Here is a 23,397-nt window from a genome sequence, read left to right on the forward strand (position 1 = left end):
GCGGGAACGGCCTATTTGCTCAATGTGTTCGGCTGAGATCGGAAATCAACCCAGACTGCTCAACGAGTAGGTCGTAAACTCCAGAATGCACACAGGGACCGAACATCCCTGCGGGAGACACTAGCTCCAGAAAGATGCGGAAAATAGTCGAGAAAATAGGTATCGAGAAGCTCGCTGAGACTGTGCGAGCGCAATCTCAGCGAGCTTCTCGACGCCGACAGAGCCCAAATCCAAGCCATTCGGGCGGATTCGAGGAAACCCAGCGTAAATATACAATTCAATACAGGGGACACGAGTTCTATTCCGCCGAGAAAGGAAACCCGGAACCAAGCCTAAACCTAACGATGAACAATATAGGGGCAAAAAATATATCGCTCACTAGGTGGAGCTATTTACTTAGCTAATCTGAAGCTTTTATTCTTTTGTTGTCTCTTGTTGAATAAAAAATCAAGATTTGAGTCGCCAATCAGGATGGAAGCATCGCAGTATCCAGATGTCGACTGTTTCTTTGAGCTGGCAGGCTTTGTTTTATCAAATAACTTAGCCCTAAGTAGTTTTTCTAAAAATAGCATTTTATGACTTTCATCAAAGTTAAGAAAATTTACTTAACGTGCCTCTTCGTAAAGGCTCATATAAACGTTGGATGGCTGATGATAGGGATTAACGGCAGATGCCCATATGGGGACAAGCCAGCCGTCTTTCCAGTGAGGGCCAATTAAACATCGGTAGGGATAAATAGATGTTAGATATTCAGAGAGTCGATCGCTGACAGTGAAATCACGGGGAAGATCGGAAATATAGGACTGCACCGCAAGTGTCCATGAGTTGTCGACTTGGGAAGTCGTAGCAGCACGGAAATCGCTCTCTGGGTATAAAGCATAATCTGACTTGACATCCATAGTAGCCTCCGATGAATCAGATAGAGACCTTGATACAGGCACGCGAGACATCAGGTCGCCGTGCAACTTGATTTTCCCATATAATGCAAGAGTTGATCCTAAAAACGCTAGGAATACAAGACAGATAAGCAAAACCCACATAAATTTAATGACACCGTTAGAATCCCCACAGAAGTATAGAATGAGGCCTAGAACCAGCGCTAAAACCGAGGACGCCGCAACGGCTCCAACGCCGAGCCATAGCCACTCCTCTGCGTAATAGTCATGCATCGTCTGCCAAACAGAAACAATCGTAGCGGCAGACACGATTGAAATAAGTCTAAATAGGTCACTGGCATAATGGGAGGTTTGATCTCCATTGATAATTGCTAAAACAGTTTCATGAGAGGAAAGACCAGACGAGACAAATAGGTACGCAAGAATTACAAGGCAAGTAGCAGAAACGAAGCAAAGCGTAGCAACAGGTTTTTGACTACGCCTCTCATACGAAAGTTCCAAAACCGCTCTTGAAAATCCATGCCCTTCCCTAATATACAGCCGCGAGAACTGCTGATCATAGCGATTGCTCACATTCATCTCTTTTGCCATGCAAAAGTCGTCGGTGCCGATGGTGTTAATGTTCATGCCAGCTAAATAGCAGTCAGTTAAACCGTGGAACGCAAAATGATAGCTTCTAGCACAATCGGCAGACCCTAATCCGAAGTAATAGTGCATTCTCTTTTTGGTAAAGAAGCGTTTAATTCGAGCGACTAAAAGCACCATCCTCATTGACGAATATTCTCTAAGCGGAACCTGGGGCACATGCCTTTCAACATTGACAGTTAAACGGTTTGAAAATCCCTGACTCGAACTTACTCCAATAACGATAGGCTTAACAAAGCGGTAGGAGTTCAAAAGCATTTTTAAAAAGGAAACCGAGTCTTCATGCAACTGATCGGTCCTAATAAAAGCATCTAATGCATCGACATTCTTAAGTCCGAAAGCTTGAGAAATCGCATCCATTGCTTGAGTTTTAAATTGATTGTCATCTTGAAAGCGATTATAAGAGAACAAGAAATCAACAAAGGGACCCAAGCGCACAAGCGTGGGATATGTATGATAGCGGAAATACAAAATGAGCTCCTTTTGAATAACGCTCTTCAAGTCGTCATCTGATAAACGATGAAGACCATAACCCTGGGGGCTAGAGAACGTAAGCTCTCTCGTCAATTCGCATTTACCCTGAAAGATAATCGGGACATTGATGGCATTGCTTTTACTCAAGTTCGTAGGAACGTCATATTCGATTTGAGACTTAATCCCAAATGAACCAACATAAGGCGTTATCTCATCTCGAATTCTTGCAATAAAGGATGAAGGGCTGATAAAAGTAGCGAGCAGAAAATAATTCTCAATCAAAGGTTCTGAACTGATGCTTGGGGCAGAAAACGAGGACGCTTTGAAGATTCGAGAAAAGAAATAGGTATTACTAGCAGATTTTAATTTAGTGTAGAAATAACTGGGAAGAAACAAAAGGGCTATGTTGCAAGTAGCGCATTCAGCTAGCAGCACAAAATTGCAGCTAAGATCAGAAGGAGAAGCATAGAGAGACCTTAGCAAAAGGACACACACCCATATCAACCCATCAATTATAAATGCGATAAAGAAATGCCTGGCAATACTAACAGGCATATCGGTAACACATTTTCTAAGTATGAGATAAGCGGCAGCATCCAAACATAATTGAAGTAGGCAAATTCCATACATAGCAAGTGGTTGGCCAAAAGCATAGCAAACCAAACAAGATGCGAATTCAGCAGCAGCCAACGCAACAAAAGCGTAAACAGTAACCTGTTGCCCCCTGAATTGCCAAAAAACGGCAACAGCATATGAAATTTGGATACAAACTGTTACGAAATGGAAGAGAAGAAAGGTATCGAAAGGGAGGATGAGGAAGACTAAGCCGAGGAAAATTCCATTCAATAGCAAGGTGTGAAAGGCCGTCATCTATAATTTCCTCACGAGTAAAGATACAGGGGCCGATTTGTCCAATAGCCTGCTAAACGTGCCATCAGACTCAAGAGTCATAAAAGTGGATTATCGGACACATTCCCACATCGATGATGAGTGATGCGTTATCGCGTAAGACGCTAAACCAAGAGCTTCTTTCTGTGAATCACGATAGAACAACGAGAAAAAACACGCTGCGCCAAGTGGCATTACTGACCACATTTTAGGAATCGAAACGATAATCGGCTTCATCTGCCTCGATGTACCGCTCGAGCCAACAAGGACCGTAGGACCTGGCTAAACGACAGCGTCTACCTAGAGTGAATAGCGACTGTAAAATCGTCTGCTCCAAGCTTAATCGCCACCTCAGAATGTTTACCCTGTATGCTAAAAGCAGCTTCATTAAACAGATCGAATTAACTACACCGCAAGCACGTCGGCAATCCGCTCACTCGCATGCCCGTCACCGTAAGGGTTCGACGCATGACTCATGGCCTCGTACTCGGCCTGATCGCTGAGCAGGCGGCTGAACTCGCGGTAGATGACGTCCTCCTCGGTGCCGACGAGCTTCAGCGTGCCGGCGGCAACGCCCTCGGGGCGCTCGGTGGTGTCACGCATGACGAGCACCGGCTTGCCCAGGCTCGGGGCCTCCTCCTGGATGCCGCCGGAGTCGGTGAGGATGAGGTGGCTCGCAGCCATGAAGTTGTGGAAGTCGAGCACCTCGAGCGGGTCGATGATATGCAGGCGGTCGAAGCCGTCGAGCTCCTCGTGGGCGGCCTTGCGGACGAGCGGGTTCATATGGATCGGGTAGATCGCCTTGGTGTCCGGGTGCTCCTCCATCACGCGGCGGATGGCGCGGAACATCCGGTGCATGGGCTCGCCCAGGTTCTCGCGGCGGTGCGCCGTGATGAGGATGAGGCGGGAGCCCTCGGCCCACTCGAGCTCGGGGTGGGAATAGCCCTCGCGCACGGTGGTGCGCAGGGCGTCGATGCCGGTGTTTCCGGTGACCCAGATCCTGGGCTCGGGCTTGCCCTCGGCGAGGAGGTTCTGCTTACTGGCCTCCGTGGGCGCGAAGTAGTACTCGCTCACGATGTCGACCGCCTGGCGGTTGAACTCCTCCGGCCAGGGGCTGTAGATGTCGTGCGTGCGCAGGCCGGCCTCCACATGCCCCACGGGGATCTGCAGGTAGAAACACGCGAGCGCTGCGGCGAAGCTGGTCGTGGTGTCGCCGTGGACCAGGACCACGTCGGGCGTCTCGTCCTCGAGGACGGCCTTGAGCTTAAGCAGCACGTCGCACGTCACATCGAACAGCGTCTGGCCCGGCTTCATGATCGCCAGGTCGTGGTCGGGAGTCACATCGAAGACGCGCAGAACCTGGTCCAGCATCTCGCGGTGCTGGCCGGTCACAGTCACGACGGTCTCGAACTCATCCGTACGCGCCCTCAGCTCGTTGACGAGCGGGCACATCTTGATGGCCTCCGGGCGGGTACCGAAGACGAGCATTACTTTCTTCATATTGGCTGCCACCTTTCTTATTGCCCCTGCGCCTTGTACCTGGCCTCGGTGGCCTCCTTGGCCGGGCGCCACCAGGCCTCGTTCTCGACGTACCAGTCGATGGTGGCCCTCAGGCCCTCGGCGAAGTCGGTGTGGGCCGGCCTCCAGCCGAGCTCGCGCTGGAGCTTCGTGCTGTCGATGGCGTAGCGGCGGTCGTGGCCGGGGCGGTCGGCGACCCAGTCGAAGTCCTCGGGGTCGCGCCCCATCGCCTCCAGGATCATGCGCAGGACGGTGATGTTGTTCCTCTCGCCGTCGGCCCCGATGAGGTAGGTCTCCCCCATGCGACCCTTGGTCAGGATGTCCCAGACGGCCGAGGAGTGGTCCTCGGTGTGGATCCAGTCGCGGACGTTTTCGCCCTTTCCGTAGAGCTTGGGGCGCACGCCGTTGACGATGTTGGTGATCTGCCTGGGGATGAACTTCTCCACGTGCTGGTAGGGGCCGTAGTTGTTGGAGCAGTTGGAGATCGTGGTGCGCAGGCCGTAGGTGCGGGTCCAGGCGCGAACCAGCATATCTGAGCTGGCCTTGGTACTCGAGTACGGCGAGGACGGGTGATACGGCGTCTCCTCGGTGAACTTGGCGGGGTCATCGAGCGCCAGGTCGCCGTAGACCTCGTCGGTGGAGACGTGGTGGTAGCGGATGCCGTATTTGCGGACGGCCTCCAGCAGGCGGAAGGTGCCCTCGACGTTGGTGCGCAGGAACGGCTCCGGGTCGGCGATGGAGTTGTCGTTGTGGCTCTCTGCGGCGTAGTGCACGATCGCGTCGTGGCCCGGCACCAACTCATCGAGCAGCTCGGCGTCGCAGATGTCGCCCACGACGAGCTCCACGCGGTCGGAGGGCAGCCCGGCGATGTTCTCGGGGTTGCCGGCGTAGGTCAGCTTGTCCAGGACGGTCACGTGGACGCCGGGGTGGTTGTTGACCACGTAGTGCACGAAGTTGCTGCCGATGAAGCCGCAGCCGCCAGTGACGATGATGTTCTTGGGCTCGAAGATGTCGGCCATGTTTACTCCCTCTTTGGCTCGCTCGCAACATTCAAAAGATACTTGCCGTAAGCAGTCTTCTTCAGTGCTTCACCCAGCTCGCGTAATTGTGCATGATTGATAAAGCTACGACGATAAGCGATTTCTTCCAGACATGCGATGTAATACCCCTGGCGACTCTGAACGGCTTCCACGTATTCGGCGGCTTTCAAAAGCCCCTCGGGTGTGCCCGTGTCCAGCCACGCCATGCCTCGCCCCATTAGCTCGACCGATAACTGGCCCTGATCGAGATAGGCATTGTTGACGCTTGTAATCTCCAGCTCACCGCGCGCAGAAGGCATCACTGTGGCGGCAATGTCTGAGACCTGCCCGTCATAGAAGTACAGCCCCGGCACAGCATAGTTGCTCTTGGGAACTTCTGGTTTCTCTTCGATACCCACCACGTGGTGCCGCTCGTCGAACTCCACCACACCGAAGGCGCGGGGGTCCTGTACCGGATAGCCAAACACCACCGCGCCGCCGTCGTGCTCGACCTTCACCTTCGCGCGGTTAAGCACACGCGTCAGGTCTTGGCCGTGAAACATGTTGTCGCCGAGGACCAGCGCACAAGGTTCTCCGGCCAGGAAGTCACGGCCGATTGTGAACGCCTCAGCCAAGCCCCTGGGCTCGGCCTGTACGGCATACGCCAGCCGCATGCCAAGCTCGTCGCCATCGCCCAGAAGTTCGCGGAAGGCCGGCAGATCTCGCGACGTCGAGATGATGAGCACCTCGCGTATGCCCGCGAGCATCAGAACGCTCAGCGGGTAGTACACCAGCGGCTTGTCGTAGATGGGTAGCAGCTGCTTACTCACCGCCTTGGTAATGGGGTGCAGGCGGGTACCAGACCCACCCGCAAGGATTATGCCTTTCATCATTATCCGCCTCTCTAAGTCGTTGAATCCAACACCGGACCGCAGACGCGTTCCGAATTTCTATTTGTCATGCACGCCGCCATCAGACAGCCCGTGCCTTCATACACTCCCTAGGGTTCGCCCGTAAACCGTCGAGTTCATTTTGTGAATCGAACCTCATGAGCACCGGCCCGAACACATGGTTGGCGGCGCCGAAGGCTTCCACCTTCGCCTCCAGCTCAATCTACGGCAGCTCTTCAGCTGAAGTGCGACCTTGAAGCCGCGTGTATACTCCATACGCGAAGGTCCATCATGATCTGAGAACAGCATCCATTGGATCAAGAAGCTGTCATACCGCGTCATGGAAAGTTCTCCCACCGACTCTCGGAGAGCCACCTTCAAGGTAGCCATCACCAGGCCGGCCTTCCCCTTGTTCGCATGTTTGAGCATATCGCACAGGCAGTTGCCGACGCCGCGCGGTAAGCCCACCATGATGCAGGCGTGACCATCCGTGTCCACGCGAGTCTCTGCGTTGAACGCACCGTCGCGTAAACCCAACAGGTCAGCCAGGCGCTATAGCTTCGACACCAACTCCTCCTGCGCCTACTCGGGCAGTGAAGCCGGCATGGTGTTGGCAGCAGCAGTGCTGGAGCTTGGCGCTGCCGGGTCATGTAGCCGCGAGGTGAAAGTCTTGCACACGAACTTACCGCCCGTCACGAACTCATTCGCGTCGAAAGAGTCGCTTTGCTTCTCCGAAAACTGTCCCATGCTGCAGCGCCCACCATGCGAGAAACTCAGTGCTTATTGTTCAGCCTCGCACAGACCCTCGGCCCATCCACGCGCGAGCAGTCCTTATGGCCCGCGGCGTCCACTGGCTTGGCAATGGGGGGGGTTCGCGATTGCATCATACTCCGCCATAACTTCATCGACGCTATGGCAGCTGTAAAGCTCAGGACGGGTTGAACCCGTTGTCGCGCAAAAAACGCGGTAGCGTTACTTGTCCTGCAGAGCGGAAACGGGTTCACAGACCACCCCGCAATCAAGTGCAGGTCAAAAATGAGTGCATGCGAGCCGCAGCACCCCTTATCAAACAGGAGTTGTCCGCCACATGCCTTAATTTGGAGCCCCCGCGCGAATTCCGAGCGCCCCGCCTCTTATAATCAAGGTACTCTATTGACCCCGGGCAACAACCACGGACCTAATCTCGCGAGTTATGCTGCGGAGTATCTCATCCATCTCCGCCTCCTCGGCGAAGCGCAAAAACTCAATGCCGAGTGCCTTATTGGCCCCGTCAAATGCCTCCACGGCCTCTCCGCGTTCTTTGTAAATCACCTCGCGGTACACGTGAGGCCCTATCGCCTCAGACTTCTCAACGCCCTCGAAGACGCCGTCGGTACCCGAGTGTAGGACGTAGGTTGCGTACGCCCCCTTGCACTCAGCTGAATCCCAGGCAATGTCCCCGGGATCCTCGCCCATGGCGCACAGCACATTAGCGGCCACAAGGTCGCGCCCGCTGGCATCGGAGAGCTGCACGGGAATCATGTTGCCCCCAGCGCGGCTTCCCAACTCAAGCACATAGGGCACCCCCCCCTCGCCTACGATGACCTCCACGTTCAGCTCGCCGAAGCGCACGCCCAACGCGGCAACAAGCCGCTGCAGCACGTCTTTCACGGCAGCGCTCTCCCTGGCAGAAAGCCCGGAAGGGGTTTTTTTGCCGACTGGGACCAGGCCTCCCAGACCTTCGTCGCGAAGACAAGACATCAGGCCCCAGAATCTAACTTCCCCGTTCACGACGAAAATGTCGCCACCTATGACGTGCGGGAAGGTCTTTCGAATATACTCCTCGCAGATGAGCGTACCGTTGCGGGAGAACCCGCTCGCGTGAGCGATAGCGGCGTCCAGGGCGGAGAGGTCTTCCAGCACGCTCACGCCCTTAGATCCCGAGGAGTCCGTGGGTTTCACCACAATGGGAAAACGGAAGCCCTCGACAAGAGCAGCCACCTCCCCGGCCGACGATCCCTTTGTAAATGATACGGCCTGTGGACACGGCAGACCCGCCTGTTTAAGGAATGCCCGGAACAGGTGCTTCTCCGACATCGTTTCGATGGCCGAGAGCGGGTTAGTCGGAAGACCCAACGTTTCAGCCACGTAACCCGCCGTGGGAGACGCCGGGTCGCTGGAATAGGCAAGCACGCCGCTGACGTTCTCCTTCCGGGCTATATCAAGCATCAGCTCGCGATCCGTAGTACTCTCCTGGTACCAGACGTCTGCGGAGAATTGGCCAGGGTTGTCGGGTAGGTAATCGCAAAGCACTGTGCGGAATCCCAAGGCCTTGGCCTTCTCTATTGCCACCACCTGCTGGCGCGAGCCGCCCAGCATCAAGATGGACTTCTTGGCACAGTTCATCGGCCGCACCCCAGCACTACGTCGCAGATGCGGTCAACGTCGGACAGAGCCAAATCAGCGTACATGGGAAGAGTCAAGACCCGGTTCGCGGCCCTCTTAGCCACAGGGGTGCGGTCGCTGGAGTACACGCTACGGTAACACGCGAAATCTGAAACCAACGGGTAGAAATACTTTCGTGCGCCCACACCTGCCTTGTCCAGAGCGACGAAGACGTCGTCACGCGTGGCACCGAAGTCCTCGGGATCAAAGAGCACGGGAAGGTATGCATAGTTGTAGCGAACACCCTTGCTCGGTTTGAAGACGGTCACACCCGACGCGCCGCCTAGGCGCTCCCAGTAGCGTTCGGCAACCGCCTTACGCTTCTCGATCTCAAGGTCCAGATGGCGCAGATTGCACACACCCATAGCGGCGCAGAACTCGTTCATCTTAGCGTTGCCGCCAACGTACTCCACGTCCTCAGGACCCGTGATTCCGAAGTTTTTCCACTGGTTGAGAAGCGGGTAAAGTTCCTCGTCCTTGAAACAGACCATACCACCCTCGATAGTGTTGAAAACCTTGGTGGCGTGGAAGCTGAACATGGCGGCATCGCCAAAGGTCGCGGCGCTCTTCCAGGTGCCGTCCTCACTCTCGCGCTCGACGCCGAAAGCGTGCGCCGCGTCGTAGATCACCTTCAGGCTGTGGCTGTCGGCTATCTCCTGAATGGCGTCTACGTCGCATAGGTTCCCGTACACGTGCACGGGAACAATCGCGCAGGTGCGCGGGGTTATCATCTTTTTGATAGACTCAGGATCCAGCGTCAGGTTACCCGGCGCAACATCGGCGAACACCGGCGTGAGCCCCTTGCGCACAATCGAATGGGTGGTGGAGGCGAAGGTGAACGGAGTGGTTATCACCTCGCCGCCTGCAGGAAGCGCCATGGCCTCCAGGATGCACTCGAGCGCGTTGTGGCCGTTGGTGAAAAGGGCCAGATTACCGACGCCTAGACGTTCCTTCAGCATCACCTCTAATTTCTTGTGTTTCACGCCCATGTTGGTGAGCCAATGACTTTCCCACAGGGGAGCTATCTCCTCGACGTACTCGTCCAAAGACGGCATTGACGAGCGGGTTACCAGTATGCGGTCGGACATGTTGCCTTCCCTTCTATCCAATTATTCGGTATTTATAGATCGAAAAGCTGTAATACTATCCTTGGGCGCGCTTCCTCTTTCTCGAGCCATGCATCTCCCCGAGCGTCGCTAGCAGGTACTCCAGCGATTCAAGGTGAAGAATCCTCGCTAGCCCCAAATAAGCCGCAGCCATAACTACAATATCCACAATGATGTGCAACAGTTCGTTGGCAACAAACGCCCCGCACATCAATGCTAGCCCGCCGGACAAGGCAGATAGCGCGAAGACGGGCGCAATATCGCGCAGTTGCTCGCCGTACGAGTATCCGATTACGCGCTTGTTAGGATAGGCATTGACAATAGTTGCGATGACGCCGGAGAGCATATACATGGCAATCATCAAATAGACATCCTTAAGGACGAACGCGGCGAAGAGGATGAAGCAAATGCCGTAGGCCTTCTTGACCAGTTCAAGCTTCAGGAATAAGTCGCTTCGGCCCATGCCATTAAGAGCCTGTAAGTTCGACGTATGGATGGGAAGCAGCGCGTAGATGAAGCAGTACATCTGCAAAAACGGTACACACGGCAGCCACTTCTCCCCCAGCAGCAACCCCATGATGGGCTTGGCTGCCACGGCAAACAGCGTCATGCTGGGCACGATAAGAAAAGTGGAGGTCTTCAAGGCCCGGCGCACTAGGCGTTTCACTTGTGAAACATCGGACTGCACTCGCGATACCGCCGACAACATGACGGGCTGAATAGCCCCGTCCAACATCGATCCCAGCGCCTGCGGATATTTCTTTCCCTGAGACACTAAACCGAGGCTCGTAGCGCTAAACTGCTTGCCGATGATGAGGTCGGAAAGCGACTGATAACTCTGTTCAAGCAAACCGGAAGCGAGAAGCTTCCACGAAAAAGAAAAATGTTTCTTTGCTTTTGAACGGCTAAAAACAAGAGATGGACTCCAACTAATCTGCAATCCCAGCACAAAGCAATTTATCATCTGATAAAGAAGCTGCTGAACAACTAGAGCCCAAAGCCCAGCACCAACGACTGCAGCAGCAATGCCGACGGCGCCTGAAACAAGAACTGCCACCAAGGTAGCATTAAACACTTTTCGCAATTTTAATTCGCGCTGAACCAACGCGACCTGTACCGAATTAAATGCCGTTATCAAAAGAATCAAACTAAGCACACGAAGCGGCCATGCGATGTATTCCATGCCATAGAACTCGGCAATGAAGGGAGATGCAAAAAATATAATTCCGTACAGCAGGATCGACGTACCAAAACTTAACCAAAAAACAGTTGAGGTATCGTCATCATCGATTCTCTTGGCCTGAACAAGCGCTGTATTAAGCCCTGATTGAACTATTACGTTGCCAACGTTAATGAAGACCAGCATTATCGCCAGCGCCCCGAACTCATCTGGCGAAAGCATCCTAGCCATTACAACTTGAACGGCGAGCTCCACTATTGCTCGCCCGCCCCGTTCGAATAGCTTCCAAACCAGTGAGGCTATCGTATTCTTCTTCAACATTTCCTTATTCAAAGGAACAGCCACCCCCGACCCGCGAACGAAGATGGATAAGGAGCATCAATAGATTTAAGAGAATCCTGTCCTTCAAATCGGCCGCACCTGAAGTAGTAGCGTTGCGCATGCGGAAGAAGAAGTCGAAGTCAGGCTCTTGTTGTGGTTCCGCCTTAAATGATTCGCAAGAAAGTTTGACATATTCCTCGTCAGGCATTTCAATAGCCTCGATTAGGTATTTCATGCCGTCGTCGCACGGGCTCGTCACCATGCTGCCCTCAAACGAGGAAGCGGCGTAGAATCCCGTCGTTTGGAAATCAGTGGTGTAGTGACGTGCCGGAAGCGACAGAGTGCCACATCGTGCCCCAATCGACAAACAGCCAGCAAGGCTGATATGCAAATGGGCATCTTCGAGAACTTTGTCGAATCGCGAAGGAGAGAGGAAGCCGAGGAGCTCAATAGACGACCGGACATCATCCATCATATCGGCAAGCTTTCTTTCAACATCACCTTTACCAGGTCCATCTCCGATAATAGTTAATGCAATCTGACTGTACTTTCTCTTCAATTCTGCGAAATCATCGAGCACTCCGAGAATGAACCCTTTATGAGGAAACTCAAAACGAGAAGAACAGACAATACGAAACTGCTCATTTCTCGACTTTGCCTTTGCGAGGGCCCTTTTATCGTCGAAACAGCGCATCTCCCTGACGCAGGGGACAATCAAACGTTGCAAGTTTTGACGTGAAATCGAATAATTCTCCGTAAGAGCGTTGATGTGTTTCTGATCGAAGAATAGATACTCCCCATTATCCAACCACTTTAGTACTAGGCCGCGGTACCAGCTCTTCAATATGGGTTGTATAAGCCTAGGAGCAACAAGCTCGGGAAACTGCAAGGCTCCGACAAAATGGGGCATTAGGTAGAATGCGTTGACTGTCCTACATGCCAACCGCCTCTTAAGCTGCTCAGCCAAGAGGAGGAATCGCGTATACGCACAAACGATTGTGACTTTATCCTCCTCCTGAAGATTAATCTGCAGGCGCTTTGGAAATCTTGTTTTTGCCGATCGGAACGGAACCATCTCGAGTCCATCCAGCGCAAGCAAATCATCGAACGAATCGTCGACCTTGGGTTTCTCGTCACAAAGCCAAATAACTCGTCGCCCGCGATTCAGATTCCCCCTCATAAGATTATAGAAATATGTCTCTATTCCACCGACACCAAGAAGCGGTTGGATGACAATAAGAACTTCATTCATGTAGTCTCTCTCCTCGCTACGTCATTTGATTGAAGCCCCATCTCATTGAACCTGCCGTCGAAGATAACGCAGACAGCGAGAATGCCCCCAATCGAAAACAAAGTTGTTCCCGAAGTCGAAATCGCCAAAAGCGCAATCGCCAGACTAACGGAAACAACCTCGCGTTTTCGAATTGCCGTAACTAGCATTTGGACCATAACAAATACAAAACATGCAACACCTAGAACGCCCGCAGCATGAAGCATTGTTACGATTTGCGAGTCGCCTACGAACTCGTTTCCAACGACTGTGAAACCAACTCCGGTTAGGAAGAATGAGCTCCACTCACCAAGACCGGTCGAGACAAGTCCGTCACTTCCATAACGTGTTGAGAATGCGTCCCCAGAAAAGAACGAGTTGGCATAGTAGGCAAACGTCTCCGAGATACGGCTCCCGCTTGCAAAATTAATCAGAATTATTCCGAGGACAACGAGAACCAAAAAAGCCAACCCGGTTTTAAGCTGAAACACATGTGCGTTAGCTTGCTTCCATATAAACAAAAATACAACCCAAGCAATGACTGAGACGATAAGTCCGCCGAGATAAGCTTTCGAGGCGGCCATCAAGCCACAATATGCCGTCAAACCCATCATTGCGAGAGATTGAAAATCGCCACCGCGATTGAGCATCCTTGTGAGGAATACATTGAATGCGACAATGTGAAATAGCGCATTGGGTACCACATTGTTGAATGTCCCTGTTAACCTGCTCATCGCATAATTCGTGTTGCTTTGAACCAAAGCCTGGGCCGACTCTTTTGCATAAAGTTGAGCCGTCAAGGTTCCGGCCGACGGATCAATCAACTGCCAAGTAACCACCACAGCGTTTATAGCAACAACAACGCTAATAATAGCAGTGATTGAATCACGGCTCAAAAGAGCCAGCGAGATATCAAGAAGCAGCAGAAGACGAATAACACCGAGCATGCTGAACCATTGAATCTGACCATCATTAAATATGGCTGAGTATGCCGTGCTTATTACAGCAAAAAGGAAATACAACCAAAGTACGGGGAGCTTGCCTATGGTGATGCTGTCGTATTTCTTGCAGAACAATGCGAAAAATACTGGCACAAAACCTAGGAGTTCGTACGAACAGTGCAGCCCTGCAATCGTCGATACCGGCCATATTAAAACTAATATTAAATAGAATGCAAGTCCCCGCTCGGGGTTTTTAGCTGCATAGGCAGTATTCGCCGCAAGCGCAAATGCCGTCAGTAAAAGCAACTAATTCACGCCCCTTGCCACTTCGAATGCTGTCACGTCTCCCCTTTACAGCTTGTAGACGTTCTCGCCGACGCCGCAAACGTTGCGCGGGTCGATGAGAACTCGATCGCCGAAGATGCTGGGGTTGTCCTTGATCTGGGAGTGGCCGACCATCACGATCACCATCTCCAGACCGTCCAAGAACTCCTCCATGGAATGGACCTGGCCGGGAACCTCGTCGCGCTCGACCCACGGGTCGTAGACCTTGACGGAGCCGGCGCAGAGGTGCTCGGACATGGACTCGAGCATCTGCAGCGTCGGGGACTCGCGGACGTCGTCGACGTTCTCCTTGTAGGTGAGGCCGTAGATGCCGACCTTCGAGGCGTCGGTGATGCCGCGCTCCGCCATGACCTCGTGGGCCCGGTGCATGACGTACTCGGGCATGGAGGCGTTCGTCTGCAGGGCGAGGCGGATGAAGTTGGCCGTCTCGGGGTAGTCGCCGACCAGGAACCACGGGGCGACCGGGATGCAGTGGCCGCCGACGCCCGGGCCGGGGTTGAGGATGTTCACGCGCGGGTGCTTGTTCGCGATGCGGATGACCTCGGCGACGTCCATGCCGCCGATACGGCAGATCTTGGCGAGCTCGTTGGAGAAGGCGATGTTCACCGCGCGGAAGGTATTCTCGACGACCTTGGTCATCTCGGCGGTGCGGATATCGGTGACGGAGATCTCGCCCTGGCAGAAGCTGGCGTAGACCTTCGCCACGGCCTCGCCCACCTCGGGGTCGTCGGCGCCGATGGTGCGGTTGTTGTGCAGCAGCTCGTAGACCATGTTGCCCGGGATGATGCGCTCGGGGGCATGGACGAGCCTGACGTCACCGCGGCCAGCCTCTGTGAGCAGCGGGCGAACGAAGCGGTCGATGGTGTTGGGCGAAACGGTGGACTCGACTACGAGCACGGCGCCCTCGGGCGCGACCTCGAGGACGGTCTTGCAGGCCGCCACGACGTAGCAGGGGTCGATCTTCTTGTCTAGCTTGTCGTAGGGAGTGGGGACCGAGACGATGTAGGTGTCGCAGACCTGGTAGTCGGTGGAGAACTTGATTCCGGACTTCAGGGCGTCGGCGAACAGCTCGTCTAGGCCCTCCTCCTTGAAGGTAGTCTTGCCGGCGTTGAGCGTGGCGACGAGCTCCTCGTTGTAATCCGTGCCCACGACCTCCACGCCGTGGGATGCCATCATGAGGGCGGTGGGCAGGCCGATGTAGCCGAGACCGATAACGTTAACCATTGTTACTTACCTTTCTTTTAGATTTGTATTTGCAGTCTTATTGCTTTCATTCCGCCAACTTTGAGAAGTTTATGTCGACGTAATGACCTATATAAAACGGTCCACCGAAGCGAACACAGTAGTTTTCATCCGGTCAAGCCGAGAAGGGTCAGTAGAAAGACCAGACATGAAATCTAGAAGACTAACTGCACCGCACACCTCAAGCACGGCGCCATCTTCTCTGTCTTCGACAATCTCCGGACGGTGGCAGCATTTACTCACAGCGGATGGAGCATCTGCCACTATTGTCCGATGCTCAGAAATCTTCTCTATGCGACCGGAAAGTGAAACTCAACCTTAAGCTAAGTAGAAGCGACATCAAGCACCAGATCAGCGTCCCTAGCCTCTTCCACGAGTGAAAAGAGCGCGCATCTTATCTTGCAGTCCGCCATCTCACCGCTCCTGAAGAACTTCCGAAATCGTGTCCAAATACCGTTCGACGTAGAAGAAATCAGCAGAGAGCAGCGCCGCTTCCTTCATCGAATCAAGCTGTTCTGGAGAGGCTGCCAGGCTCGATATGACATCGACCAGCTCATCAACCGTGTCCCTGCAAGTCAGTACGCCATCTTTGCCGTTATTGATAAGCTCACTGTTATAGCCGCGATTAGACGCAATCGTAGGAACCGCAGCAAGTTTCGTTTCAACGATGACCCCGGGTACACCTTCGTTAGGGCACATCGTTGGAAACAGATGAATATCATACTGATTGAGTTCCGAAACGACATCCCCAGACACCGAGTCAAATAACCCCCGGTACTCTACATTAGGAAGACACGCAACTTCCCGCATAAACTTCTCTTTGTATGGCGCATCGATAGGTCCGTAAAAAGTGAAAGAACAATTAGATAGTTCCTTGGCGGCATCAATAGTGAGCTGTGCGCCTTTATCCTCGCTAATCAGCGAGAAATACACTAGGCGAACCCCCCTCTTGTCAGTTTTACGCACATGGCAGGGCGTAGCAGGACGTTTCCTGCAATTCGGGTATACCGCCACATTCCGCGTTCCAGCCCGCTCAAATGCCTCGCGCATCCCCTGCGTTTCAACAAAAACGCACCTATAGCACCCAAGTCGCTTTGCATACGCTTCGTCGTTGGGCACCATTCCGCCCATAACGAAGAGTAACGATCTGCTCATCTTCGACCTGTTAAAGCGATAAAGAAAATCTGTTATTCGCCTACGCCAATCAGAACTAACTCCAATAAGGAGAACGCCATTTCGTCCTGTAACCGCCTTAGCAAACGCCGCAATAGCAGCTAAATCATGGTGTTTCACATCCATAAGATTGAGCTTGTCAAGCTGCATCTTCTCGGAGATCGCTTCAAACAGCAGCGCGTTCTTAACGGTCACGCCACCGTAGGGTGGTGGAAAGCTACCAATGTATAAAGGGTTATTCAACATCTCGCCTTTCAAAAGCTATTATCACGCCTGTCTCTTTAGGTTCAGCAAGGTCGACTTCGGTGATTGGACACTGCAAACCGAATCCTGCAGAGTAGATCGATTTGTACGTCGATTTAAGACAAGAATTGCATGCTTTAATAGCAAAACTATTAGGCAACAAAAGATGAAATCTTTGTATGACCTCAGCGTTCGGCCTGTCAGTCGAATCCTTAACGGTAAGCTGGCCGTCACGCAACTCGACCCTGCGACGATGTAGATGCCCCTTAAAGTTACGGAAACTCGCGACGATGCAATGGCCGTTATTTTCCTCAACGCAAACATCACTCACGCCGCGCGCGACACGGTGTTCGGCCCAGAGTTCCATCTGCTCATCGCCATCGATGGTCGCCGTGTTATGCGCAGCCGTGCTGCGGAAGAAAGGCCTCAGCTCGCTCTGGTAGGCATAGGTGCCCGAGTTTACGATCGCTGGCCTGCCGTCAAGCGAAAGCTCGAAGCTTAGCAGGTCGCAGTGGGCGTGACCCAGCATGTAGGACGGACAGGGCTCCCCCGCGAAGAAAACCAAGGCGGCGGTGTCATCGTAGAACTTGTAGAAGCCGGAGTCAGGGAAGGCAGTCTTGTTGTAATCGGGCTCGTAGCCATAAATATTCCGGCACGCATGAATGAGTGGCTCACATTCCTTTGCAACACCGTCAGCAGCGTCGTTAAAGAATGGCGTCTTCCCCATACCCCGCTCAATTGAAGCCATGGCGTCGAGCATTTGCTTGACTTTTGTGGCCACCTTTGTTGGCGCGGATTTGCCAATCGAGCGATATGCCAGCTCCACACGCAACAAGCCCTCAAGAATAAGCTTGTGGTACATCATGGAACGTTCAAAGTGCACGCCGTCTGGAAGTATTTGCTCGTCAAGCTGTTTTATGTAATCACGCTCAACAGTCGACAGCACATCATTTTCACCAAACATTAGCGCACAAATAATGATCGTCTTTAGATTTTCAAAATAATGATTTGCTAACAGGTGCTTTTCTTGATTTGCAAGCAGGTGACGGTATTGGTGATACATACTCTCAAATACCGTTTCCATAAAAATGGAGTCTTCCGCCAGCGCATCACCAAACAAATCTATACAGATAAGCCAATTGACGAGCCTTAGAGAAATTGTATAAGGATGCCAAGCATCGCCAAGCGGATATTTGCATGTCGCAATCCAAGTGAGAACAAGTCTCTTAAATTGATCGGCATCCTCTCGGTCTCCGCCCAATGCATAGCGTGCTGCCAGAGGAATGCAAAATTCGAAATAATGAAGATTAAAATTCCATAAATGAGAGGCCTCAGGAACACTCCAGCACGAAAGATCTACCTTATGCCTCTCATTGATGAGAAAGAATTCATTTCGAGCCAGCGAATCGACATCGAACCGGCCAGCGTAAATTTCGTCGCAGTCTAGACTAGGTATAGCTAAGCTTAAATACTGAATACGCGGAGGAACCGTTAAAGGCACTTTGTGAAGCACTTTTAGTCTAGAGCCAATCATGGAGGGCTTCATGCGACGAATGGTTCTTGCGTATAGAAGCGCTTTTTGGATACTGGGCAATTTCATTATCAGCAATCGCCCTCGAATTCAGCCAGCAGCAACTCAGCGAATTCACAAGCCGCCTTTTGTCTCGAATGCTCTGATAGCATTCGAGCGGCAGCATTTCGCTTTTCTTCCTCAGTATATTTTTGTTCAATCAAGGCATCGAACTCTCGAAGCAACCCTTTTAGATCTTCAGGGGCAGCATGTTTACCAAGGCCACTTTCCTCAAGCAAGTCAACGGAGTCGCCTTGGGCTGCAAGAAGAACCGGACAACCACATGCAATACATTCATAAAGTTTGGTTGGAATGCTGTCTTTAAGCCTCGAGCTGACCAAAGGGACATAGGCTAACGCCGAATGCTTTAATACGGTATATACACCAGCCGCGTCAACAGTGCCGCAAAACTCTACGTTTGTAATACCTTCTTCGTGAACTCTGTCTTCAAGCTTTTGCTTGTCTGCACCAGTTCCAAATAGAAGGAATCGAATATTCGGCCGCACTGCAGCAATATCTAGAAGCGTTCCCAAGCCCTGTGCAAGTCCGATATTGCCCACATAAGAACATACGGTGCCTTTATCCAGATTAAATTGATCAACGACGGCTTTATCTTCTGTAGATTCAACAAACGATTCATCAATGCCATTGGGAACTAATTGGACCGATGAACCTGCCTTGCAGATTCGAGATGCTAGTTTAGTGACTTTTCCAGCCGAGACCGTCGTTACCATATCCGCTGCTTTAAAACCACGCTTTGCAATATGGGAAAAGAATCGTCCATAAAGGCTATTTGGTTTAAAAGTGCCCATTTCGATTGCCACATCTGGCCAAATATCCCGAACATCTAAAACTAGTTTTGCGTTCTTCTTTTTTGCAATAGAAATCGCCGAAGTTGTCAAAAGCAACGGAGGAGTCGTGCAAAGCACGACATCAAAATCACCCATGCCATCAGCAACTTTAATAGACTCCCGTTGGCCTCCAAAGTTATTCTTTAAACGATTGACTAGCGTTTTTTCTTGAAGCGGGAATGTTTCAAAAAACGTAACAAAATCGGGCTTTTCGTAATTTTCCGGAGCACCGAGAAGACTGTCACTTGAAGAAAGAACCTGAACATCAATTCCCGCGTCAAGCATAGCCCGAACAAGGACGCTGACGCGATTGGCACAGGCGGATCGACTGGGTCGATAGCTATCTGTCAAGAAGAGTAAACGCATTACCTTGCACCTTCTCCAGTGCTCACAACACCAAGCGTCTTAAGCATGATCACAACGTCCATCTTGATGTTTCTCGATTTAATGTACTGAAGGTCAAACATGACCTTCTCGCTGGGAAGCAGGTCGTAGCCGCCCGTCACTTGGGCAAGTCCGGAGATACCCGGACGAATCTTGGTGCGGTAGTGCCAACCGTGGATTCGCTTTTCGAACTCATCGCAAAAGGCAGGACGCTCCGGACGCGGACCAATAAGGCTCATATCGCCCTTAAAAACATTCCAGAACTGCGGAATCTCATCTAGGCGCGTCTTGCGCATAAACTTGCCAAATGGCGTTACGCGCGGATCTTCGTCCTGAGCCCACTGGGCACCACGAGATTCAGCATCGGTATACATGCTGCGGAACTTATAAATATTAAAGACCTTGCCGTCCTTGCCAACGCGACGCTGTGCGTAAATGACAGGGCCTTCGGACTCGGACTTAATCTTGATGGCAATAACAGCCATCGGAATCGCAAGAATAATGAGCGCACAACCGCAGGAGACAACATCAAAAAAGCGCTTGATAAAGCGATAGAAGAACCCACCGTTTACGACGGGTTCTTCTAGTTCAATAATGTCGTCACCGGGCAACAACTTTTCCAGCACGTCGGCCGGGATACCGTTCTCCGACAGCTTAGGCTCATGCTTTCCGACGTTGTTAAGCTTTGCAGCCTCGCACCTGTCCTCAAGCGTGACAGCGAGCGCTGCCGCATCCCCCATTTGATTGTTTTGCACGTTCTCTTCCAACACTATGTCCCCGCCCCCGAGGGTCCTTCCTGTTCCGTTAAGCAGTCGCCTGCAGCTAGGCGATCGCCTTTTTTAGGTTTCGCATGACGCGCTGCTCGCTTGAAAGCACGGCGAGGCCAACGCGCGTAGTTACGCGTCGGCCGCACATGTCGAGCTCCAAATAAGCAGTGCTCTTGCGTCTGTTAATGGTTTTGATAAGGCCCTCGTGGCCCAGCAGCGGACCTGCCGTCACTACGACCTGATCGCCGTCTTTTAAGGCCTCGCTCATGGGCACTACGCGGTCTCCCCTATGCGTAAAGCCGCCAATAAGCTGAACCTCTTCTTTTGCCAGCGGCACAAACTGACCGTCCTGGGATAACACCCGGGCAAAGTCGTCCATGCGCAGCAGATACTGTTGCACGGTGCGGGGATCTGCCGTGTCGCAGATAAGGTAACCGGGAAAGAGTGGCTTGGTCGTATTGACCCATTCGCCGTGTATCTTAATCTCGGTTTGATATTGGGGATAAAAGAGCTCCTGCATGGCGCTCGCCGGCACCACGCGCTCGATGCGCTCGCGCATTACGTCTTCGCGACCGTTAATGACCTGGATCACATACCACACGAGCACCACCCCCTTGCTGTCTTACGTGTGGCTCACGGGGTTTGGGTATGGCTTCGCCAGGGCGCTTGTGCGCGAAGGCGCTCCATATTCAAACCCTGAGCCCAGTTAGACAAGCACGTGGCTCTGCCCCACCGTGAACGGTATGTATAAAAGCAGCTGCTAGAGACGCGGACGTGTATCGCAAATAAGACCGCGTCCCCAGCTGGCTGCGTGCGGCCCAGTCAAGCGGGAACAAAACTGGACCGCACGCGAACAGCTGCAGAACTGCTGCGATTTGTCATGAAATATCGATTCGAAAGTACAGCTTGCACACAGACAAGAACAAAGTCATTCAAAGCGATACGCATGACGACGCTATTGGAGCTCGTGGTTTTTCTGGCACCGCCGTTACGGCCGGATGCTGATCGACCCTGTGCATTGCGGCTTGCTGGAGCCGTGAGCACAGTTGAACCCATGTAACGTTAGGTATCCTAGCACAGCAGGTGACCCATGCGTTTTGGGGTGTGTTGAGCAACATATTGTTTATTTGCCGTGGTTATGGGGGATATTGTGCCGTCTTGCGCACATTGCCGCAGGTTTATGGGTGTGTGTGGGTTGGTGAGCACTGCCTGAGTTGTATTGCTGGCGGCGTGAATTGCTCAAACTATTAAGTTTGGCTAACAAACTTTGTACAAAACCGGGAAGGTAATTGCGCAACTTTTTGCGGGGAGGGCGCGAGTGAACGCATCACTTTGGTTTGTGGGTTGATGGGTATGAAAAAGGCCACCAGATACCCGGTGGCCTTTTGAATTCACGATGGTGGAGACGAGGGGGATCGAACCCCTGACCTCTTGACTGCCAGTCAAGCGCTCTCCCAGCTGAGCTACGCCCCCGTAACGAGGAGATACTATAGGGGAAGATCTTCGGGGATGCAAGGGGGAATTTTGGATTGATTGTCTTACTTACGGGTTTTCCTGGGACGGGGCAGAAATAATCACTCTTCGAGCGATTATTTCTATCCACCGTCCCGATAAAACCCTGATGCGATGGACCCTACTTGTAAAGGTACCCGATGGCGGTGCCGGTGTGGACTTCGATCTCTGCGGTGGATCGGACTATGTTGCTAATGCCCGTGTCGGCTAACAGGCCGAGGGGGCTGTGATCTAGCTCCCATTCAAGACCGTGTTCACTTACCTCGGTGTTGGGGGCGATGGCGATGATGGAGAACGTCATGCCCTCGGCGCCCTCAATGGTCCATGATTCGCCTGCGTGGAGGATGCGCGCAACCACCTTGTCCTCGGCGATCCAGACGGGGGCATCTACGTATCCCGCGAGCAGGCCCAGTACCGACAGTGCCATGTCGGGACGGCCTCCGGTGGCGCAGGTCGTAACAACCTCGGCACCCGGCCAGCGACGGCGGACGGAATCGAGCGCCAGCGCCAGATCGGTGTAGTCCTTGTATGGGTTGTGGCGCTCTACTTCAAAAACGGCAGCGGCATCGACCAAAGCACGTCCCTCATCGCTTACGGTGTCGGCGTCGCCCACGTAGACGTCGCAGCCTAGCCCCGCGCCCAGCAGCGCATCGAGCCCGCGGTCCACGGCGACAACGTGGTCGCACTCCCCCGCCAGCTGGCGCAGCAACTCGGGGCTCGCCAGCACCGGCGAGCCGCAAACTACTAATACCTTACAACCCACGGCCCTCGCCTAGCCCTCAAACGAAAGCACGCGGGCCAGATCCAGGTCCTCATAGCTGTCGATAAAGATGTCGCAGTTGGCACGCACCTCGTCGCGCTCCATACGGCCGTGCGGGTCATAGATGCCCACGCGTTTAAATCCAGCGGTGCTGGAGCTCTTAAGCCCAAAGACCGCGTCCTCAAACACCCAGGCGCGATCAAACTTGTGCCCGTGGCGCTCTTCCAGGCGACGCAACGCCAGCTCGTACACATCGGGGAATTGCTTGGAGCGCCCCGCCTCGCCCGTCGTGGTAATAAACTCCATATAGCGATCAAGGCCAGCACCAGCAAGCGCAGACGTAACCAGCTCGGCCGGCGTGGATGTGGCAACGCACATGGCAATGCCCGCCGCCTTCGCCTGCTCCAATAATGCAAGCAGGCCCTCGCGCGGCGGCACCTTGGAGTAGCCATCGATCAAAATCTCGCCCAGCTCGCGATACAGCTCCTCGCCATTCGCGCCAATGCCCCACGTGTCGTGGTAGGCCTGGCACTCGTCCTCCAGCGAAAGATGTTCAAACTGGGCAAAATCGTCGACCGTTACATCAATGCCATGACGGCGTAATAACTCGGGCTGCGCATAGCCCCAGACGGGGGTGCTATTAACCAGCGTGCCGTCGCAATCGAAAATAAAAGCAACATTGGGAGCGGCGGTCTGGGACATAAACGTACCTTTCGATGTCAAATGGTAAACAACCTGCTAAAAACGTTTTACCAAACGTCAATCTAATAGTCTAGAAACCCTATTTGGTAAAACTGTCAAGAGTTTTACCACGGCAATTCTGCCAGTGGTCTAAACATGGCGCTCGCCGATTAAACGCCGCCGCAAATCCACTTTTCTCCATAAAAGTAACGAACAGGTGTTATCGTATTTCGTGCCGAAAGTTCCACCGAGCACGCGAGGTGGAACGAATCATAGAACTATCGCCGTCCCTTCGAT

At 53.0% G+C, this 23,397-nt stretch carries 18 protein-coding genes and 1 tRNA gene; all 19 read right to left on the reverse strand.

Translation table 11 applies throughout. From position 1 onward, the window contains the following. Nucleotides 1-605: 605 nt before the first annotated feature. The 19 genes from DWV43_RS00005 to DWV43_RS00100 all read right to left on the reverse strand — a co-directional run bounded on the left by DWV43_RS00005 (nt 606) and on the right by DWV43_RS00100 (nt 23,121). The gene (locus tag DWV43_RS00005) at nt 606-2,885 is read right to left on the reverse strand and encodes a hypothetical protein (RefSeq protein ID WP_117818214.1); all 2,280 of its coding nucleotides are present in this window, start codon (nt 2,883-2,885) and stop codon (nt 606-608) included. A 423-nt stretch (nt 2,886-3,308) separates the two neighbouring features. After that, entirely contained in the window at nt 3,309-4,403 is a 1,095-nt protein-coding gene (gene wecB, locus DWV43_RS00010) for a non-hydrolyzing UDP-N-acetylglucosamine 2-epimerase (RefSeq protein WP_117818212.1), read from the reverse strand. A gap of 17 nt (nt 4,404-4,420) precedes the next feature. After that, a complete protein-coding gene (gene rfbB / locus DWV43_RS00015; RefSeq protein ID WP_117818210.1) occupies nt 4,421-5,440 on the reverse strand; it encodes a dTDP-glucose 4,6-dehydratase in 1,020 nt (339 codons plus the stop codon). A gap of 2 nt (nt 5,441-5,442) precedes the next feature. Then, nucleotides 5,443-6,330 carry a glucose-1-phosphate thymidylyltransferase RfbA gene (rfbA, locus tag DWV43_RS00020; RefSeq protein WP_117818216.1) on the reverse strand — a complete coding sequence of 296 codons (888 nt, stop codon included), beginning with the start codon at nt 6,328-6,330 and terminating at the stop codon, nt 5,443-5,445. A gap of 582 nt (nt 6,331-6,912) precedes the next feature. Then, nucleotides 6,913-7,077, reverse strand: a complete 165-nt coding sequence (locus tag DWV43_RS10125; RefSeq protein WP_158569794.1) for a hypothetical protein — start codon at nt 7,075-7,077, stop codon at nt 6,913-6,915. A 402-nt stretch (nt 7,078-7,479) separates the two neighbouring features. Next, the gene (locus DWV43_RS00035) at nt 7,480-8,715 is read right to left on the reverse strand and encodes an acetyl-CoA carboxylase biotin carboxylase subunit family protein (RefSeq protein WP_117818204.1); all 1,236 of its coding nucleotides are present in this window, start codon (nt 8,713-8,715) and stop codon (nt 7,480-7,482) included. After that, nucleotides 8,712-9,842: a DegT/DnrJ/EryC1/StrS aminotransferase family protein gene (locus tag DWV43_RS00040; protein ID WP_117818202.1), complete on the reverse strand. Its 1,131-nt coding sequence runs from the start codon at nt 9,840-9,842 to the stop codon at nt 8,712-8,714. The genes DWV43_RS00035 and DWV43_RS00040 overlap by 4 nt, the downstream gene beginning before the upstream one ends. Nucleotides 9,843-9,897: 55 nt before the next feature. Continuing rightward, nucleotides 9,898-11,361 (reverse strand): lipopolysaccharide biosynthesis protein, encoded by a 1,464-nt coding sequence (locus tag DWV43_RS00045; RefSeq protein ID WP_117818200.1) that lies wholly within the window; start codon nt 11,359-11,361, stop codon nt 9,898-9,900. A 4-nt stretch (nt 11,362-11,365) separates the two neighbouring features. After that, nucleotides 11,366-12,613 (reverse strand): glycosyltransferase, encoded by a 1,248-nt coding sequence (locus DWV43_RS00050; protein WP_117818198.1) that lies wholly within the window; start codon nt 12,611-12,613, stop codon nt 11,366-11,368. Continuing rightward, nucleotides 12,610-13,878 (reverse strand): hypothetical protein, encoded by a 1,269-nt coding sequence (locus DWV43_RS00055; protein WP_117818196.1) that lies wholly within the window; start codon nt 13,876-13,878, stop codon nt 12,610-12,612. Before DWV43_RS00055 ends, DWV43_RS00050 begins: the two co-directional genes overlap by 4 nt. Before the next feature lie 45 nt (nt 13,879-13,923). Further along, nucleotides 13,924-15,141, reverse strand: a complete 1,218-nt coding sequence (locus tag DWV43_RS00060) for a nucleotide sugar dehydrogenase (RefSeq protein WP_117856203.1) — start codon at nt 15,139-15,141, stop codon at nt 13,924-13,926. A gap of 432 nt (nt 15,142-15,573) precedes the next feature. Then, nucleotides 15,574-16,590 carry a glycosyltransferase gene (locus DWV43_RS00065; RefSeq protein WP_233542705.1) on the reverse strand — a complete coding sequence of 339 codons (1,017 nt, stop codon included), beginning with the start codon at nt 16,588-16,590 and terminating at the stop codon, nt 15,574-15,576. Continuing rightward, complete coding sequence (locus DWV43_RS00070) at nt 16,568-18,175, reverse strand: heparinase II/III family protein (RefSeq protein ID WP_117816720.1); 1,608 nt, start codon at nt 18,173-18,175, stop codon at nt 16,568-16,570. Before DWV43_RS00070 ends, DWV43_RS00065 begins: the two co-directional genes overlap by 23 nt. Nucleotides 18,176-18,177: 2 nt before the next feature. After that, nucleotides 18,178-19,362, reverse strand: coding sequence for a glycosyltransferase family 4 protein (locus tag DWV43_RS00075; RefSeq protein WP_117816721.1), 1,185 nt, complete (start codon nt 19,360-19,362; stop codon nt 18,178-18,180). Further along, nucleotides 19,362-20,135 (reverse strand): sugar transferase, encoded by a 774-nt coding sequence (locus DWV43_RS00080; protein WP_147346245.1) that lies wholly within the window; start codon nt 20,133-20,135, stop codon nt 19,362-19,364. The genes DWV43_RS00075 and DWV43_RS00080 overlap by 1 nt, the downstream gene beginning before the upstream one ends. A gap of 67 nt (nt 20,136-20,202) precedes the next feature. Next, nucleotides 20,203-20,754, reverse strand: a complete 552-nt coding sequence (gene loaP, locus DWV43_RS00085; protein ID WP_233539161.1) for an antiterminator LoaP — start codon at nt 20,752-20,754, stop codon at nt 20,203-20,205. A 790-nt stretch (nt 20,755-21,544) separates the two neighbouring features. Continuing rightward, nucleotides 21,545-21,620: transfer RNA gene (locus DWV43_RS00090), tRNA-Ala, on the reverse strand. A gap of 160 nt (nt 21,621-21,780) precedes the next feature. Beyond that, nucleotides 21,781-22,422 carry a thiamine diphosphokinase gene (locus tag DWV43_RS00095; protein ID WP_117816724.1) on the reverse strand — a complete coding sequence of 214 codons (642 nt, stop codon included), beginning with the start codon at nt 22,420-22,422 and terminating at the stop codon, nt 21,781-21,783. Between the two features lie 9 nt (nt 22,423-22,431). Then, nucleotides 22,432-23,121, reverse strand: coding sequence for an HAD family phosphatase (locus DWV43_RS00100; protein WP_117816725.1), 690 nt, complete (start codon nt 23,119-23,121; stop codon nt 22,432-22,434). Nucleotides 23,122-23,397: the final 276 nt, after the last annotated feature.

The sequence above is a fragment of the Collinsella sp. AF05-9 genome (assembly GCF_003465595.1).
GTDB lineage: Bacteria > Actinomycetota > Coriobacteriia > Coriobacteriales > Coriobacteriaceae > Collinsella.

Excerpts from the sequence above, each read along its gene's own strand:
- DWV43_RS00060 (WP_117856203.1), bottom strand. The coding sequence starts at position 15,141 with ATGGTTAACGTTATCGGTCTCGGCTACATCGGCCTGCCCACCGCCCTC.
- DWV43_RS00035 (WP_117818204.1), bottom strand. The coding sequence starts at position 8,715 with ATGAACTGTGCCAAGAAGTCCATCTTGATGCTGGGCGGCTCGCGCCAG.
- DWV43_RS00070 (WP_117816720.1), bottom strand. The coding sequence starts at position 18,175 with ATGAAATTGCCCAGTATCCAAAAAGCGCTTCTATACGCAAGAACCATT.
- rfbA (WP_117818216.1), bottom strand. The coding sequence starts at position 6,330 with ATGAAAGGCATAATCCTTGCGGGTGGGTCTGGTACCCGCCTGCACCCC.
- DWV43_RS00005 (WP_117818214.1), bottom strand. The coding sequence starts at position 2,885 with ATGACGGCCTTTCACACCTTGCTATTGAATGGAATTTTCCTCGGCTTA.
- wecB (WP_117818212.1), bottom strand. The coding sequence starts at position 4,403 with ATGAAGAAAGTAATGCTCGTCTTCGGTACCCGCCCGGAGGCCATCAAG.
- DWV43_RS00100 (WP_117816725.1), bottom strand. The coding sequence starts at position 23,121 with ATGTCCCAGACCGCCGCTCCCAATGTTGCTTTTATTTTCGATTGCGAC.
- DWV43_RS00050 (WP_117818198.1), bottom strand. The coding sequence starts at position 12,613 with ATGAATGAAGTTCTTATTGTCATCCAACCGCTTCTTGGTGTCGGTGGA.
- DWV43_RS00045 (WP_117818200.1), bottom strand. The coding sequence starts at position 11,361 with ATGTTGAAGAAGAATACGATAGCCTCACTGGTTTGGAAGCTATTCGAA.
- DWV43_RS00075 (WP_117816721.1), bottom strand. The coding sequence starts at position 19,362 with ATGCGTTTACTCTTCTTGACAGATAGCTATCGACCCAGTCGATCCGCC.
- rfbB (WP_117818210.1), bottom strand. The coding sequence starts at position 5,440 with ATGGCCGACATCTTCGAGCCCAAGAACATCATCGTCACTGGCGGCTGC.
- DWV43_RS00040 (WP_117818202.1), bottom strand. The coding sequence starts at position 9,842 with ATGTCCGACCGCATACTGGTAACCCGCTCGTCAATGCCGTCTTTGGAC.
- DWV43_RS10125 (WP_158569794.1), bottom strand. The coding sequence starts at position 7,077 with ATGGGACAGTTTTCGGAGAAGCAAAGCGACTCTTTCGACGCGAATGAG.